This window comes from Streptomyces sp. M-16 (genome assembly GCF_052114405.1).
In the GTDB taxonomy this organism is placed as follows: Bacteria; Actinomycetota; Actinomycetes; order Streptomycetales; family Streptomycetaceae; genus Streptomyces.
In genome coordinates, this window is sequence record NZ_JBFRER010000001.1 from 213,585 (window position 1) to 228,017 (window position 14,433).

Below are 14,433 nucleotides of genomic sequence, written 5' to 3' on the forward strand. Positions count from 1 at the left end.
AAGACAATTGAAGGTTCATCTACTGTGCGGCGCCGGGGTGCGGGAGGTGGGCAGCCCGGCGGCCGACGACCGGCCCCGTGCCGGTGACCGGGGCGCCCCCACCGCCGGCGGACGCGGTCCCGGGTGGCCGGACGGGTGTGCCGGTTCGCCGCAACCCGTTTGAGCCGGGCTCCGGTCGGGCGCGAGGCAATCGTGACGGCTGCCTTAGCCGCGTCCGGGACAGTTCTCCAGGAAAGCTGTGGGGCGCATCGACGCCCCGTGCGTCGAGTGCCCCGGCCGCATCGACAACCCGATGTGCCGCGGAGCCCGGTCTCTCCCGGGAGACCCGCACGTCCCAGGAACGGAAGGAAAGCCGATGACCGTTGCCGCCCCGGCCGGAACGGTGGAGTGGGTGCGCCACGTCCTCGCCACCCACTGGGGCGACGCGTGGGGCGCCGCCGGACCGATCCCGCTCACCGTCGGGGGCGCGGCCCCGCTCACCCACACCGCGGGGCTGTGGCGGGTCGCGGGGCCCGGCGGTGACCACGTGCTCAAGGTGCAGCTGAACACCGAGGCCGCCCGGCCCGGGAACTTCCCCGCACTCAAGGCCCGGGTCCTCGCCCACTGCTCCCGGCGGGGCGTGCCCGTCCTGCCCGTCGTCCCCGCCGCCGACGGCCGGCCCGCCGTCCGGCACGACGGGATCCTGTGCGAGCTGTCGCCCCACAGCCCCGGGGCCCGGGCGAGCGGGGGCCGCGAGCAGGCCGACGCCATCGTCGCCGCCGGGCTGGCCCTGAGGGCCGCGCTGGACACCCTCCCCCCGGAGGTGACCGGCAAGCTGGCCACCGTACACCTGCCCCTCATGGTGGAGGAGGAGCACTGGCCGGCCGCCCTCCAGGACGCCGAGCGGCGCCTGCTGCCCCGGGCGGAGCGCGGAGCGGACCGCTGGCACCGTGCCGCAGCCCGCGTCCTGCGTGAACTCGCGGCCACCGCACCGATGTTGAGGTCCCTGTCCCGGTCGCAGCCGGTCGGTGCCGGCCGTCCCTCCGTCGTCCACGGGGACCTGCACGTCCACCACTTCCTGCTCTCCGACCGGGGCGCGGCCCGCGTGCTGGCCGTCCTCGACTTCGACAACCTCCAGGTGGCCGACCGGCTCCTCGACCTCGCCTGGACCGCCGACACGGCGGTCCTCGCCTGCGGCGCCGACACCGGCGCCGCCCGCGACGTCCTCGCCCGCTTCCTGCGCACCGGCCGCGGCCGCGGACTGCTGAAGCCCGGGGACGAGGTGCTCCTCATGCCCCTCCTGATGGCGCACTCGCTGCCGGTCATCGTGGACATCGCCAAGGACATCCTCGACCGGGGCATCCTGACCCCCCAGTGGCTCGCCTACTTCGAGTTGCTGTCCCCGGCGCGAAGACTCGCCGTCCACCGGCTGCTCAGCGCCGCCGCGGCCGGCTGACCGCCTCCGCCGGCACCCCGTACCCACCACCGCCCCCGCCGGGCCGCCCCGGCGTGCCCGCGCACCCCCGTCCCCTCACCCGAAGGAGCCGTACATGACGACGACCACCACACCATCGGACCCCGCTTCCTCCTGGCCCGCCGACCTGTCGGCCTTCTGCTTCGAGGTGCCGCACTCGTCGGAGTCCCTGCTCTTCGAGTCCGCCAAGGGCATCCGCCTCTCCGACGCGGCCGGCCGCGGTTACCTCGACGCGCTCTCCGGGGTCTTCGTGACCTGCTTCGGCTACGACTGCGAGCCCATCATCGGAGCCGTGACCCGGCAGTTGCGGACCCTGCCCTTCAACCCGCCCCTGCACGGCACCAACCGCGCCGCCCTGGAACTGGCGCGGGCCCTCGTCGACCTGGCGCCCCCCGGCATCACGGCCGCCAAGCTCGTCAACGGCGGCTCGGAGGCCGTGGAGGCCGCGATGCGCCTGGCCAGGCTCCACCACCGCGCCCGCGGCAACCCCGGCAAGGTGAAGGTCCTCAGCTACTACCACGGCTACCACGGGGCCACCTTCGGCTCCCTGTCCCTGACCGGCCGGCCCGACGTCACCCGTTTCGGCCCCGGGCTCCCGGGCGTCGTGCACGTGTGGCCGCCGGACTGCCTGGAGTCCTTCTGGGACGTCCCGCCGGAGAAGTCGGGGGCCCTCGCCGCGTCCATGATCGAGCGGACCATCGAGGCCGAGGGGCCCGACTCGGTGGCGGCGATCGTCATGGAACCCGTCATCCACCTGCGCGGCATGGCCATCGCGCCGGACGACTACCTCGCCCGGGTCCGCGAGGTCTGCGACCGCCACGACGTCCTGCTCGTCTTCGACGAGATCGTCACCGGATTCGGCCGCACCGGAGCGCCCTTCGCCGCCCAGACCTTCGGGGTGACCCCCGACATCCTCTGCGTCGGCAAGGGCATCTCCGGCGGGTACGCCCCCCTGGCCGCCGTCCTGATGGCCGGGCACGTCGCCGAGGCGCTCGGCGAGAGCGGCGGGCCGGTGTCCTTCGCCCCCTCGCACACCTACGCCGCCAATCCGCTGGCCGCCGCCGCCGGGCTCGCCGCCGTCACGCTGTTCCGCGAGGGCGGCTACCAGGAACGGATCGCCGAGCTGGCCGCGTACACCGAGCCCCGGCTGCGCGCCCTCGCCGAGGCCCACGGAGCCACCCTGCGCGCCGTCGGCCTCCTCTACGGAGTCAAGCTCACCGGCGCCGCCGCCGAGGGCGCCGAACGCCTCGGCGAGCGGGTGGCCTCGGCCTGCCTGCGCCGCGGCCTGATCATCCGGGGCCAGGACGACTGGGTGGTCCTCGCCCCCGCCTTCGTCACCACCCCGGCGGAGGTCGACGAGATCCTGGGGATCCTGGGCGAGGCACTCGACGAGGTCCTCGGAGCCGGCCGGTGAACGACCTCCACGCGACCTTCGCCGCCCCCGCCCGCGAAGCACTTCCCCGCCTCACGCCCGCCGAACGCCAGGTGGTCGAGCACGAGTTACGAGAGATGGAGCGCCAGGGCCGCGACGGCGGCAGGCTCCTGGACGGTCTGCGCAAGGTCGCCGCACAGGTGCCCCAGCGCCTCTACGCGGACAGCGCCGAGGTCCTCCTGCGGATGCACGAGATCGCGGGCTCCGGCAACCTCCAGAGCAACCTGTCCTCACTGGCCCTGGTCCGCGCCTGCTTCGCCCACGGCCTCGTCGACGAGGGCGGCGGCGGTGCGGCCGGCGGCGCGGACGGCAGCGGGGACGGCACCGGCGACGGTCCGGCCGAACTCGTCGTCGGCCGCGGCCACATCGCCCCGGCCTTCTACGCCGAACACTACGTACGCGGAACCCTGCCCTTCGCCCCCCTGACCACCCTCCACCAGGGCGGCCTCACCGGCGTCGTCCACCGCGACCTGGGCTTCCGCGCCACCATGCGCTACAGCCTCGGCGTCGGTGTGGCGCAGGCGGTCAGCCTCGCCTGGGAGCTCGCGCGCGGCGGCTCCGACCGCAAGGTCGTCTGCCTCGCCGGGGACGGCGAACTCCACGAGGGGGCCGCGTTCGAGGCACTGCGCTTCGCGCACGACGCGGGACTGACGAACCTGCTCCTCGTCGTCGACGCGAACGGCAAGGGCATCGAACCACTGGCCAGGCCGCTCAACACCGCCTACCTGTCCGCCTACCTGGGGACCCTCGTGGAGGTGGACGGCTGCGACGACGGCGCCGTGGAAGCGGCCCTCGGCGAGCTCCTCGCCCGCCCCGGACCGGCCGCACTCGTGTGCCGCACCCGCAAGGGGGACCACAGCTTCAAACCGGCGGACGCGGGCGCGGCGCGGCCCGCCCCCGGCCGGCCCGTGTCCTTCGCCTCGACCGCCGGTCGGATGCTCGGCGCCCACCGCGAACGCACCGGGCGCGAACTGGCCGTGTTCACACCCGACATGGCCGCCCGGTTCGGACTGGGCGGACACGTGCCGTACACCAACACCGGTCTGGCCGAGACCCTGACCGTCGGGATGACCCTCTCCCTGCCCGACCACCTCACCAAGGTCGTCGCCACCGACGCCATGTACTACATGGACTCGCTGAGCATGCTCACCGAGGCCACCACCAGCGTCCGCAACCTCCTCGTCCTGGCCGGGCGCAGCTGGGGCGCGTGGGGCGGCGCCCACAACGCGACCAACCTCCTGGGACTGCTGCTGCACACCCGCGTCTACGAGCCGGTCACCGCCGCCGAGTTCCAGGCCTGCCTGGACCGGCTCGCCCGGGACCCGGCCACCACCCACGTCGTCAGCATGATCGACGCCGCGTTCGAGCCGCCGGCCCGGGACTGCTCGGCCGACATCGACGGCGGCGTCTGGCTCACCCCGCCCGGCGAGGGCCCCGACGCCGTCGACGCCACCGTCGTCACCTTCGGCTACGCGGGCGTCCTGGTGGAGGCCGCCAACCGGGACGTGGGCCTGCCCCACCTGCACTGCGCCGCGCTCGACCCCCGGCTCGACCCCGCCGGCCTCGACGTCCTCGCACGCTCGCGCCGCATCCTGAGCGTCGAGTACAACGGAGCGGGCAGCGGCTTCGGGGAGCGCCTGCGCGCCCGGCACCTGCTGCCCGTCGAAGTGCACGCCGTCCGCCGGGACATCGCCACCCGCGTGCACAGGCACCAGCTGCCGCTGCACGGCATGAGCCCCGGAGCGCTGCGCGAACGGCTCGCAGGGCTGCTGGAGAACCGGGAGGGGTCCGGCCATGCGCCTGCATACGCATGACTACCGGGCGCCGCGGACCGACGGCATCGTCGACGGCGCGATCCTCATGCACCGCGAGATGTCCCGCCTCCTCGCCCGGCGCGGCTCCGTCACCCTGCACGACCTGACCAGGGGCCCCGACTGCGTCGCCGGACTGGGCGAGGACGACGTGGTGTACGCCGGCTCGGGCCCGTACGCCTTCCTCTACCACCACTGGCGCGCGCTGCGGGGAGGCCGCTTCCGGATCGTCCGCGAGGCCCACACCGCCCTCTGGTCGGGCTACTGGGCCCAGGAGGAGCTGTGCGCCCCGCTGGTGCGGCCCGGTGACCTGGCCCTGTTCCCGACCGAGTACACGCGCCGGCTGTTCCGCGCGCACTTCCCGTCCGTGACCGACGCCGGCTCCGCCGTGGCCTACCCCATGCTGGACCGGCTGCCCCGACGGGAACCGCGCCCCCTCCCGCCCACCGGGGCACCCCTGCGCATCGGCTATCTGGGAGCGCTCTCGCTCGCCAAGAACTTCGACCAGGTCGTGTCGGTGTTCGCCCGGTGCCACCGCGCCTCCGACGGCGCCGTCACCCTCGTCTGCGCGGGCAAGCCCAACGACCCCCGCTGGGAGAGCGCCGCCGTGCACGCCGCGCTCGGCCGCGCCGGGGTCCCCCCGGAGGCCGTGCGCATGGAGGGAGTCCGCCCCCAGGAGGAGCTCGCCGGCTTCTTCGACGGGATCGACGTCCTGCTCTTCCCCAGCACCGCCTCACGGGAGACCCTCGGCAGGGTGGTCCTGGAGGCCCTGGCCCACGGGGTCCCCGTGCTGGCCGCGGACGTCGGCCCCGCCGTCGAACTGCTCCCCGCCCGCAACCTCGTCCCCACCACCCTCGACGTCCACGGCACCTTCGACATGGGCCGCGTGGGACCCCTCGGCCGGGTCGACGAGGACGTCCTGACACGGAAACTGCTCACGCGCGACATCGCACCGGCGGCCCTGCGCCATGAGACCCCGTACACCGACGCGGCCTTCCTGCGGGCCCTCGCCGGAGAACCGGTGCCGGCTCCGGACGGCCACGACCGGATCCTGCCCGGGGCCGTGCGCGTCGCACCCCGTACGGGCGCTGCCCCGGAGGCGGCGGCGGCCACCGCCCTCTTCCGGGACTTCTTCGAACGCCGGGACGGCGCCGTCCGCGCCGCCCTCGACGCCCTCGCCGCGCGCACCGGCCACGACGACCCGGCCCTGCGCCGCATCGTCGCCGCGCCCGAGCGCAACCTCGCCGACTACCGGGCCTTCCCGCGCCTGCTGGACGCGCTGGTCCTGCCCCCGCTGGCCTACACCCTCGCGCCCGCCCCGGCGGGCGCCGTCCCGACAGGAGTCACCCCATGACAACCGACCGCGCACCGGCCCCCGCCGGACAGGTGGCGCTCGTCATCGGCGGCGGCCGCGGCATCGGCGCCGCCGTGGCCGAGGCCTTCGCCCGCCAGGGCGCCCGGGTGGTCGCCGCCGACACCGACCGGCTGCCGTCCTCGTTCAACCACTACCGCTCGACCGCCGTCACCGGTTACACCGAGGCCCGCGCGCTGGCCGACCGGCTCGCCGCCGAGGGCCTGGCCGTGACCGCCGCCGAGGTCGACGCGACCGACGAGGAGGCCGTGGACCGGCTCTACGCGGGGATCGCCGACGGGGAGGGCCGTCTCGACACGGTCGTCAACGCCTTCGGCGTCACCCACGTCAGCCCGGTCGAGACCATGGAACTCGCCGAGTTCCGGCACGTGGTGTCCGGCAACCTCGACGGGGTCTTCCTCTCCTCCCGGGCCGCGCTGCCCCTGCTGCGCGCCTCCGGCGGCGGCTCCATCATCAACTTCTCCTCGGTCTCGGGACGTTCGGGCTTCTCCAAGGTGGCCCACTACTGCGCGGCCAAGTTCGGGGTGATCGGCTTCACCGCCGCCCTCGCCCAGGAGGTCGCCAAGGAGAACATCCGCGTCAACGCCGTCTGTCCGGGGATCGTCCGGTCCAACATGTGGCGCTACCTCCTCTCGGAGTTCGTCCGCCCCGGCGAGAGCGAGGACGAGTGCTGGGAGCGCATGCGGGCGATGGTCCCGCAGCGGGAGTTCCAGACGCCCGAGGACATCGCGGGGCTGGTCCTGTACCTGGCGTCGGCGCCCCGCGTGACCGGCCAGGCCATCAGCGTCGACGGCGGGATGTCGGCCCCGTGACCGCCCCCGCCGCCGCGGTGACCACCCCCGCCCCCGACGGCGTCACCGCGGCCCTGACCGCCGCGGCGACCGCTCCCGGCGCGACACCGCCCCGGGGACACGCCCTCGCCTTCGACGACACCGGCTGGACGTTCTCGGGCCCCGGCGCCGTGGCGGCCCGTGACGCGGCCACCCTGGAGATCCGCGCCGACCGGGGCGCCGACCTCTTCGCGATGCCGGGCTTCCACGAGGCCTCCGGCGTCCCCCTGCTGGGCCGGACACTGGCCGGCGACCACACCGTCCGCGCCCGGGTCGCCGTCCGGGGCGGGGCCTTCGGCGACGCGGGAGGCATCCTCGTCCACGGCGCCGACGGCTGGTTCAAGGTCTGTGTGGAGCGGACCCGGGCGGGCGGCTGGGCGGTGGTGACCGTCGTCTCCCGCCCTCTGTCGGACGAGGCGGTGGGACCGGCCCTGGCCGGCCCGCGCGCCGAGCTGCTGGTGACCCGCGAGGGCGGGCGCCACGCGATGTTCTGCCGCGAGGACCCGGACGGACCCTGGCTCTTCGTACGCACCTTCCTCGGCCCCGCGGACGCGGACGTACGGCTGGCCCTGTTCGCGCAGGCGCCGTTCTCCGACTCCTGCACGGCGGTCTTCACCGGAGCCCGGTGGAGCCCCCGCGCCCTGGCGGACCGGCGGTGAGCGCCGACACCGCCGACGGGAGCGACCTGGTCATGTTCTGGAACCTCTACGAGGCGGGCATCGAGCGCCTCGCGGGCCGTCACGAACGCTGGCTGGCCCAGTGCGAGCTGGTCGCCGCGCTCCGGCCGCGGGTCCTGCTCACCACCGAGGGCTGGGGCTGGCACCGCAACGACGGGGCGCTCTTCGAGGACGCCAAGGCCGCCTTCGGCATGGACGGCGAGCTGTTCCTCGCGAAGACCGGCTGCCACCAGGCCGTCTTCTGGCAGCGGGACATCGAGCGGCTGGACACGGAACGGCCCGCACCCGAACTGACCCACTGGCACGGCCACGGCCTGGCGACCCTGGGCCTGCCGGGCTGGACGACACCCCTGCGGTTCCTGGTGGCGCACCTCGACCCGTTCAGCCCGACCGGGCGGCGGATCGAGTCGGACCACCTGCGCCGCCACGCCGACCCCGCCCTGGCGCCGCTGGTGGCGGGGATGGACGCCAACAGCCTGCCGCCCGGCGACCCCGAGCCGGACTGGAGCCGGGTGCCCCGCCACCGCAGGGCCGACCACCTCCTCGACGGGACCGACCGGGCCGACCGCATGCCCGTGGCCCGGCTGCTGGGGGACCCGGCCGACCCCCTCCTCGTGGACGCGGGCGCCCACCTGGGCCTGCGTGCACCCACCTTCGGCACGGCGGGGCCCGGGCAGGAGGCACAGCGCCGCATCGACCTGTTCCTGCTGTCCCCCTCCCTCGTCCCCGGCCTGCTCGCCTACGGCGCGCCCGACCCGTGGCCCGACCGGCGCGCCGGCCGCCCGCCCGCCTCCGACCACCGGCCCGTCACGATCCGGCTGCGCCGCCGGTGACCCCGCCCTCCCCGAAAGGCAGTGGATTTGCCGTGCGACCCACCGGACCGGCCGGAGACGGCCCCGACCCCACCGCGAGACGGCCGGGCGGCGGCTCGCCCCCCGGCCATCCCGCCGCCCCCGGCGCCGGCCCCGCCCCCGCTCGCGGCGCCGCCCCGGGCCCGACCCCCCACGACGCCGTGATCTTCGACCTCGACGGCACCCTGGTGGACTCCGTCCGCCCCGACTTCCTCGCCTGCGGCGCCCTGTTCGCCGAGTACGGGCAGCGGCTGCCCCGGGAGTTCTGGGCCCGTGAGGTCTGCGGCCGCCCCGAGGGCTATCCGGCCCTGTTCGCGCTGCTGCGCGGCCCGTGCGGGGCGGCGGCGCCGGACGACGCCGCGCTGCGGCGGCGGCTCGGGCAGCTGTGGGAGGTCCACATGACGCCCGACCTGGTCCGTCTGCTCCCCGGCGTGCCGGGGGCACTGGAACGGGCCCGCGCCGCCGGGCTGCGCCTGGCCGTCGCCTCCTCCTCCGACGGCGACTGGGTGCGCCGGTGGCTGCGCCACTACGGCCTCGGCCGCCACTTCGACGCCGTCGTCACCGGAGACGACGTCACCCGGCGCAAACCGGATCCCGAGGCGTACCTGACGGCCGCGGCGGCCCTCGGGGCCGACCCCGGCCGCTGCCTGGCCGTGGAGGACTCCCTCACCGGCGTCGCGGCAGCACGGGCGGCCGGCATGACGGTCGTGGCGGTGCCCACCGCCCTGACCCGCGGCCTGGACCACGGGGCGGCCGACCGGATCCTGCCCGACCTGTCGGCCCTGCACTTCACCGGGCCGGCCACCTTTCCGCGCGACAAGACTTTCTGAGGTGCCGTGATGATCGAGAACATTCAGGAAACCGTTTCCCTCCTGTCCCGGCGCGAGCGCGAGGTCCTCGTGCACCTGGCCGAAGGCGACACCTATTGCAAAATAGCCCGCCGCATGGGACTCAGCGTCCATACCGTCGACACCTACCTGCGCCGCATCCGTGGAAAGACGGGCGCCACCACGCGCGTTCAGATGGCATTCCTCGCGATGTGCGCGGCGCAGACGACGGCGCCGGTCTCCTCGACGGTCCCGGAATCCCGTGACTTGGCCGCGTGAAGCGACCCCGGCAAAGTAATACCTGTCAGCGGCGAACGGAACAGGAAACACCGGAAACCGCACGACAGATGAACGACCCTCATCCCCATGGAAAAAGGAGCACACCATGAAGAAGATCGAGCTCGCCGCCAAGGCCGTCCAGACCCGCACCATCAAGATCCACCGCCAGGGCTGATCCACCTCACGAAAACACCGATCGGGGGCCGGCGGCACACCACCGGCCCCCGACGGTCCGTACCGAGTCACGAGCGAGGGAGGTGCCGTTCATGACGTCCGCACAACCGGTGGTCGACCTCATGTGGGCGCACTGGAAGACGAAGACCCTGCTGAGCGCCCTCGAAACGGGCGTGTTCGGCGAACTCGCCGCCGGCCCCCTCGAAACCGGTGAACTGGCGGCACGCACCGGGGTCCACGAACGCGTCGCCCCCGACTTCTTCGACGCGCTCGTGGCCCTCGGACTCCTGGAGCGCCACGGCGCGCACTACTCCAACTCCCCGGCGGCCGGCACCTACCTGGACCCCGCCAGGAGCGAGGCCTACCTCGGCGGGGGCTTCGTCGACCGGAGCACCGGCCTGGCCGACGACCTCACCCGGGTCCTGCGCTCGGGCGAGGCCCTGAACGGCGCCCACACCGGCCGGGACTACTACGAGGCGGTCTACCGGACCACCGGCTCCGTCCGCTCCTTCCAGCGCGACATGACGGCACTGAGCATCGACTCGGCGCAGGCGATCGCCGAGGAGTTCCCCTGGCACGACTACCGCTCGCTCGCCGACATCGGCTGCGCCGAAGGGGCCCTGTCCACCCGCGTCCTGCTCCGCCACCCCCACCTCACCGCCACCGGGTTCGACCTGCCGCCCACCCGGGACGGCTTCCTCGCCTACACCGGGGCGCACGGACTGACGGATCGCCAGGTCTTCGCGGAGGGGGACTTCTTCCAGGACGACCTGCCCCGGGCCGACGTGATCGTGTTCGGCCACGTCCTGCACAACTGGGACCTGGAGACCAAGAAACTCCTGCTGCGCAAGGCGTACGAGGCCCTGCCCCCCGGCGGCGCCGTCCTCGTCTACGAGACCCTGATCGACGACGAGCGGCGCGACAACGCCATCGGCCTGATCCTCAGCCTCATCATGCACATGGAAGTACCGGAAGGGTTCGACTACACCGGCGCCGACTGCACCGCCTGGATGCGGGAATGCGGATTCCGCGACACCCGGGTCCGCCACCTCGCCGGCCCCGAATCGATGGTGGTCGCCGTCAAGCCCGCACCGGGCGAGTGAGGGAGCGTACCGCCGGATCCGAGGGGGTTGCCGTGGAACTGGACGAGATCAAGGGCCGCCTGGCGGGGGGAGAGCCCTACCTGGCCAACGACCCCGCCCTGCGCCCCTACCGCAAACGCTGCGAGAACCTCCTGGACCGGTTCAACGCCACCGCGCTCGCGGACCAGGGCGAGCGCGACCGGATCCTCCGGGAGCTGTTCGGAGCCGTGGCACCCGGAGTGCGGGTGGTGCCCCGGCTCCTGTGCGAATTCGGGTTCTTCATCGAGATCGGGGAACGCTCCCGGATCAACTTCGACGCGGTCCTCCTCGACTGCGCGCCGATCACCATCGGCGCCGACGTCCGCATGGGACCGCGCTGCCAGCTGTACACCGCCAACCATCCGCACTCCGCCGAGCTGCGCCACGGCATGTGGGAAACCGCGAAACCGATCGTCATCGGCGACGGCGCCTGGCTCGGCGGGGGCGTCATCGTGCTGCCCGGCGTCACCATCGGCGCCAACACGGTCGTGGGCGCCGGCAGCGTCGTCGCCAAGGACCTGCCGGCCGGCGTCGTCGCCGTGGGGAACCCCGCGCGCGTCGTCCGGGAGGCGCTCTGAGGCACCGGGCGGGCCGCCCGGCGGGCGGCGGCCCCGGTGCGGGAAGGAGATGGGCCGTGCCCACACCAGGACGGACGCCGCCGCGGGACTGGTGGCGCGACGCCGTCGTCTACCAGGTCTACCCGCGCAGTTTCGCCGACGGGAACGCCGACGGGACCGGAGACCTCGCGGGGCTGCGCGCCCGCCTGCCCCATCTGGCGGGGCTGGGCGTCGACGCCCTGTGGATCACCCCCTGGTACCGCTCGCCCCTCGCCGACGGCGGATACGACGTCGCCGACCACCGTGACATCGACCCCGCCTTCGGGACCCTGGCCGAGGCGGAGCTGCTCATCGCCGAGGCCCGCGCCCTGGACGTCCGCATCGTCGTCGACCTCGTCCCCAACCACGTCTCCTGCGCACACCCGTGGTTCCGGTCCGCCCTCGCCGCCCCCGCGGGCGCCCCCGAGCGCGAACCGTTCCACTTCCGGCCCGGACGCGGGGAGCACGGCGAGCTGCCCCCCAACAACTGGCTCTCCGAGTTCGGGGGACCGGCCTGGACCAGGACCACCGACGCGGCGGGGCGACCGGGAGAGTGGTACCTCCACCTGTTCACCCCGCAGCAGCCGGACCTCAACTGGAACCATCCCGCCGTCCGCGCCGAGTTCGAGTCGATCCTGCGGTTCTGGTTCGACCGCGGGGTGGCCGGCATCCGGGTGGACTCCGCGAACCTGCTGGCCAAGGACCCGGAACTGCCCGACCTGGTCCGCCCCCCGGGCGAGCGGCCGCACCCGTACGTCGACCGGGAGGAACTGCACGGCGTCTACCGGTCGTGGCGCCGCATCGCCCGCTCCTATCCGGACGAGCGCGTCCTCATCGGCGAGATCTGGACCGGGGAGGGCGAGCGCCTGGCCCGCTACCTGCGCGGCGACGGACTCCACTCGGCCTTCAACTTCGCCTTCCTCACGTGTGCCTGGGAAGCCGCCGCGCTGCGGAAGACCGTCGACGCCTCGCTGGCCACGAGCGCACGCGCCGGGTCCCCGGCGAACTGGGTGCTGTGCAACCACGACGTCACCCGTACGGTCACCCGGTACGGCCGGGCCGACACCTCCTTCGACTTCGGGAAGGTCACCGCCGGCGTCCCCACGGACCTCGCCCTCGGCACCCGGCGCGCCCGCGCCGCGGCGCTCCTGACCCTGGCCCTCCCGGGCTCCGTCTACCTCTACCAGGGCGAGGAACTCGGGCTGCCGGAGGTGGAGGACCTGCCCCCGGAGGCCCGCCGCGATCCGGTCCACTTCCGCTCCGGCGGCGTCAACCCGGGCCGGGACGGCTGCCGCGTGCCCCTGCCGTGGTCCGGCCGGGAGCGGCCGTACGGATTCGGCGGCGGCGCCGGCGCGGACACCTGGCTCCCGCAGCCGGACCACTGGGCCGCCCTCACCGTGGCGGCCCAGGACGCGGACCCCGCCTCCCTGCTCAGCCTGTACCGCCGGGCCCTGCGCCTGCGCCGCTCCCTGGACGCCTTCCGGGGCGAGGACTTCGCCTGGGTGCCGGCCGGGGAGGACGTGCTGGCCTTCCGCCGGGACGACGTCCTGTGCCTCGTGAACTTCTCCGACCGCCCGGTGGCCCTGCCGCGGGCGCACACCGTACTGCTGGCCAGTGATCCGGCGTCCGGGCACGAGCTCGCGCCGCACGCGGCCGCCTGGCTCGGCCGGCCCCCGGCCGGCGCCCCCGACTCATGAACGACAAGCAAAGGTGGGAATCTGGTGGTAAAAGGCTACGTCGCGCTCGTGGACGCGAGTCCCGCCTGCCGCTCGGGCGGCTTGGTCGCCGCGTTCAAGGAACGCGGATACGACGCCGTCCACGTGCAGAGCGTCCCGGTACGCCCGAAGTTCTACGCGTCGGTGGTGCCCACCGGCTTCGCGGCCGAAGTGGTGCACCACGGAGACCTCGACGCGACCCTCGCGGAACTCGCCCGCTACCGGCCGGTCGCGGTCATCCCCGACAGCGAGTTCGGCGTCGGCTTCGCCGACCTGCTCAGCGAACGGCTGGGCCTGGCGACCAACGGGACGGCGGGCAGCCACGCCCGGCGCGACAAGTACGCGATGGTCGAGAAGATCAAGGCGGCCGGCCTGCGCGGCGCCCGCCAGCTGCTGGTCACGAACGCCGCCGAACTGGAGGCGTGGCACCGGGAACTGGGCGGCCGGGTCGTGGTGAAACCGCTCAGCAGCGCGGGCAGCGACGGCATCAACTACTGCGACACCCCCGAACAGGCGGTGCGCGCGTACGCGGGGCTCGTCGGCACGGACGACATCTTCTCGCTGCCCAACGACACGGTGGTCGCGCAGGAGTACCTCGCCGGGCCCGAGTAYGCCCTGAACACGGTCAGCCGGGACGGCGAGCACCACGTCTGCGACATCTGGACCTCGACGCACATCACCGCGAACGGGGTCCTCGACCTCTGCGACGGGATGGTGCTGCTGCCGTACGAGGGCGAACGGCTCGACGAGATCGTCCGCTACGCCGAACGGGTCCTGGACGCCCTGGACATCCGCCACGGACCCGCCCACGTCCAGCTCAAGATGACACCGTCCGGCCCGTGCGTGATCGAGGTCGCGGCACGCATGGGCGGCGGCAGCACGGCGCACTACGCCCGGATCGCGACAGGCGAGTCCCAGCTGAACTGGACGGCGGACGCCTACGTCCGCCCGGAGCGCTTCCACGAGCGCCGCCGCGAGCGGTACCGGGTGAAGCAGTTCGTCGCCGGCGCGCCCATGATCTCTCCGGTGGAGGGAACCCTGCGGGGATACACGGGCCTCGACGAGCTGAAGAAGCTGGAAAGCTTCGTGGGCGTCAGGGAATTCGTCCACCCCGGGGAACACATCGTCCCGACCGTCAACGACCTCACGTACCCGCTGCTCGTCGAACTGCGCCACGAGGTACTGGAAAGCGTGCTGCGCGACCTCGCCACCGTCCGCTATCTCGACGGCCGGGATTTCTACGACGTCGACTGACGAAATCCGCGGCGTACCGGCCGACAGGTCCCGGAATCCCG

At 73.9% G+C, this 14,433-nt stretch carries 13 protein-coding genes; all 13 read left to right on the top strand.

Translation table 11 applies throughout. The features are described 5' to 3' along the window. Positions 1-355: 355 nt before the first annotated feature. Positions 356-1,435, top strand: a complete 1,080-nt coding sequence (locus tag AB4039_RS00905; protein ID WP_266845997.1) for a phosphotransferase — start codon at positions 356-358, stop codon at positions 1,433-1,435. Between the two features lie 94 nt (positions 1,436-1,529). Further along, complete coding sequence (locus AB4039_RS00910; RefSeq protein ID WP_442269726.1) at positions 1,530-2,867, top strand: aminotransferase family protein; 1,338 nt, start codon at positions 1,530-1,532, stop codon at positions 2,865-2,867. Then, complete coding sequence (locus AB4039_RS00915; RefSeq protein WP_442269727.1) at positions 2,864-4,699, top strand: 1-deoxy-D-xylulose-5-phosphate synthase N-terminal domain-containing protein; 1,836 nt, start codon at positions 2,864-2,866, stop codon at positions 4,697-4,699. Before AB4039_RS00910 ends, AB4039_RS00915 begins: the two co-directional genes overlap by 4 nt. Further along, the gene (locus AB4039_RS00920; protein WP_266846000.1) at positions 4,680-6,050 is read left to right on the top strand and encodes a glycosyltransferase; all 1,371 of its coding nucleotides are present in this window, start codon (positions 4,680-4,682) and stop codon (positions 6,048-6,050) included. The genes AB4039_RS00915 and AB4039_RS00920 overlap by 20 nt, the downstream gene beginning before the upstream one ends. Then, positions 6,047-6,880 carry an SDR family oxidoreductase gene (locus AB4039_RS00925; RefSeq protein ID WP_266846001.1) on the top strand — a complete coding sequence of 278 codons (834 nt, stop codon included), beginning with the start codon at positions 6,047-6,049 and terminating at the stop codon, positions 6,878-6,880. The genes AB4039_RS00920 and AB4039_RS00925 overlap by 4 nt, the downstream gene beginning before the upstream one ends. Next, on the top strand, positions 6,877-7,557 hold the full coding sequence (locus tag AB4039_RS00930; protein WP_266846002.1) for a DUF1349 domain-containing protein: 681 nt from the start codon (positions 6,877-6,879) through the stop codon (positions 7,555-7,557). The genes AB4039_RS00925 and AB4039_RS00930 overlap by 4 nt, the downstream gene beginning before the upstream one ends. After that, the gene (locus tag AB4039_RS00935; protein WP_442269728.1) at positions 7,554-8,408 is read left to right on the top strand and encodes an endonuclease/exonuclease/phosphatase family protein; all 855 of its coding nucleotides are present in this window, start codon (positions 7,554-7,556) and stop codon (positions 8,406-8,408) included. Before AB4039_RS00930 ends, AB4039_RS00935 begins: the two co-directional genes overlap by 4 nt. A 32-nt stretch (positions 8,409-8,440) precedes the next feature. Next, positions 8,441-9,256, top strand: a complete 816-nt coding sequence (locus AB4039_RS00940; protein WP_442269729.1) for an HAD family hydrolase — start codon at positions 8,441-8,443, stop codon at positions 9,254-9,256. Positions 9,257-9,265: 9 nt separating this feature from the next. Beyond that, positions 9,266-9,532, top strand: coding sequence for a helix-turn-helix domain-containing protein (locus AB4039_RS00945; protein ID WP_266846005.1), 267 nt, complete (start codon positions 9,266-9,268; stop codon positions 9,530-9,532). Positions 9,533-9,798: 266 nt separating this feature from the next. After that, a complete protein-coding gene (locus tag AB4039_RS00950; RefSeq protein ID WP_266846006.1) occupies positions 9,799-10,809 on the top strand; it encodes a methyltransferase in 1,011 nt (336 codons plus the stop codon). Between the two features lie 38 nt (positions 10,810-10,847). Continuing rightward, entirely contained in the window at positions 10,848-11,405 is a 558-nt protein-coding gene (locus AB4039_RS00955; RefSeq protein WP_266846074.1) for a sugar O-acetyltransferase, read from the top strand. Positions 11,406-11,461: 56 nt separating this feature from the next. Then, positions 11,462-13,120 carry a glycoside hydrolase family 13 protein gene (locus AB4039_RS00960; protein WP_442269730.1) on the top strand — a complete coding sequence of 553 codons (1,659 nt, stop codon included), beginning with the start codon at positions 11,462-11,464 and terminating at the stop codon, positions 13,118-13,120. Between the two features lie 24 nt (positions 13,121-13,144). Further along, positions 13,145-14,392, top strand: coding sequence for an ATP-grasp domain-containing protein (locus AB4039_RS00965; protein ID WP_442269731.1), 1,248 nt, complete (start codon positions 13,145-13,147; stop codon positions 14,390-14,392). The last annotated feature ends 41 nt before the right edge of the window (positions 14,393-14,433 follow it).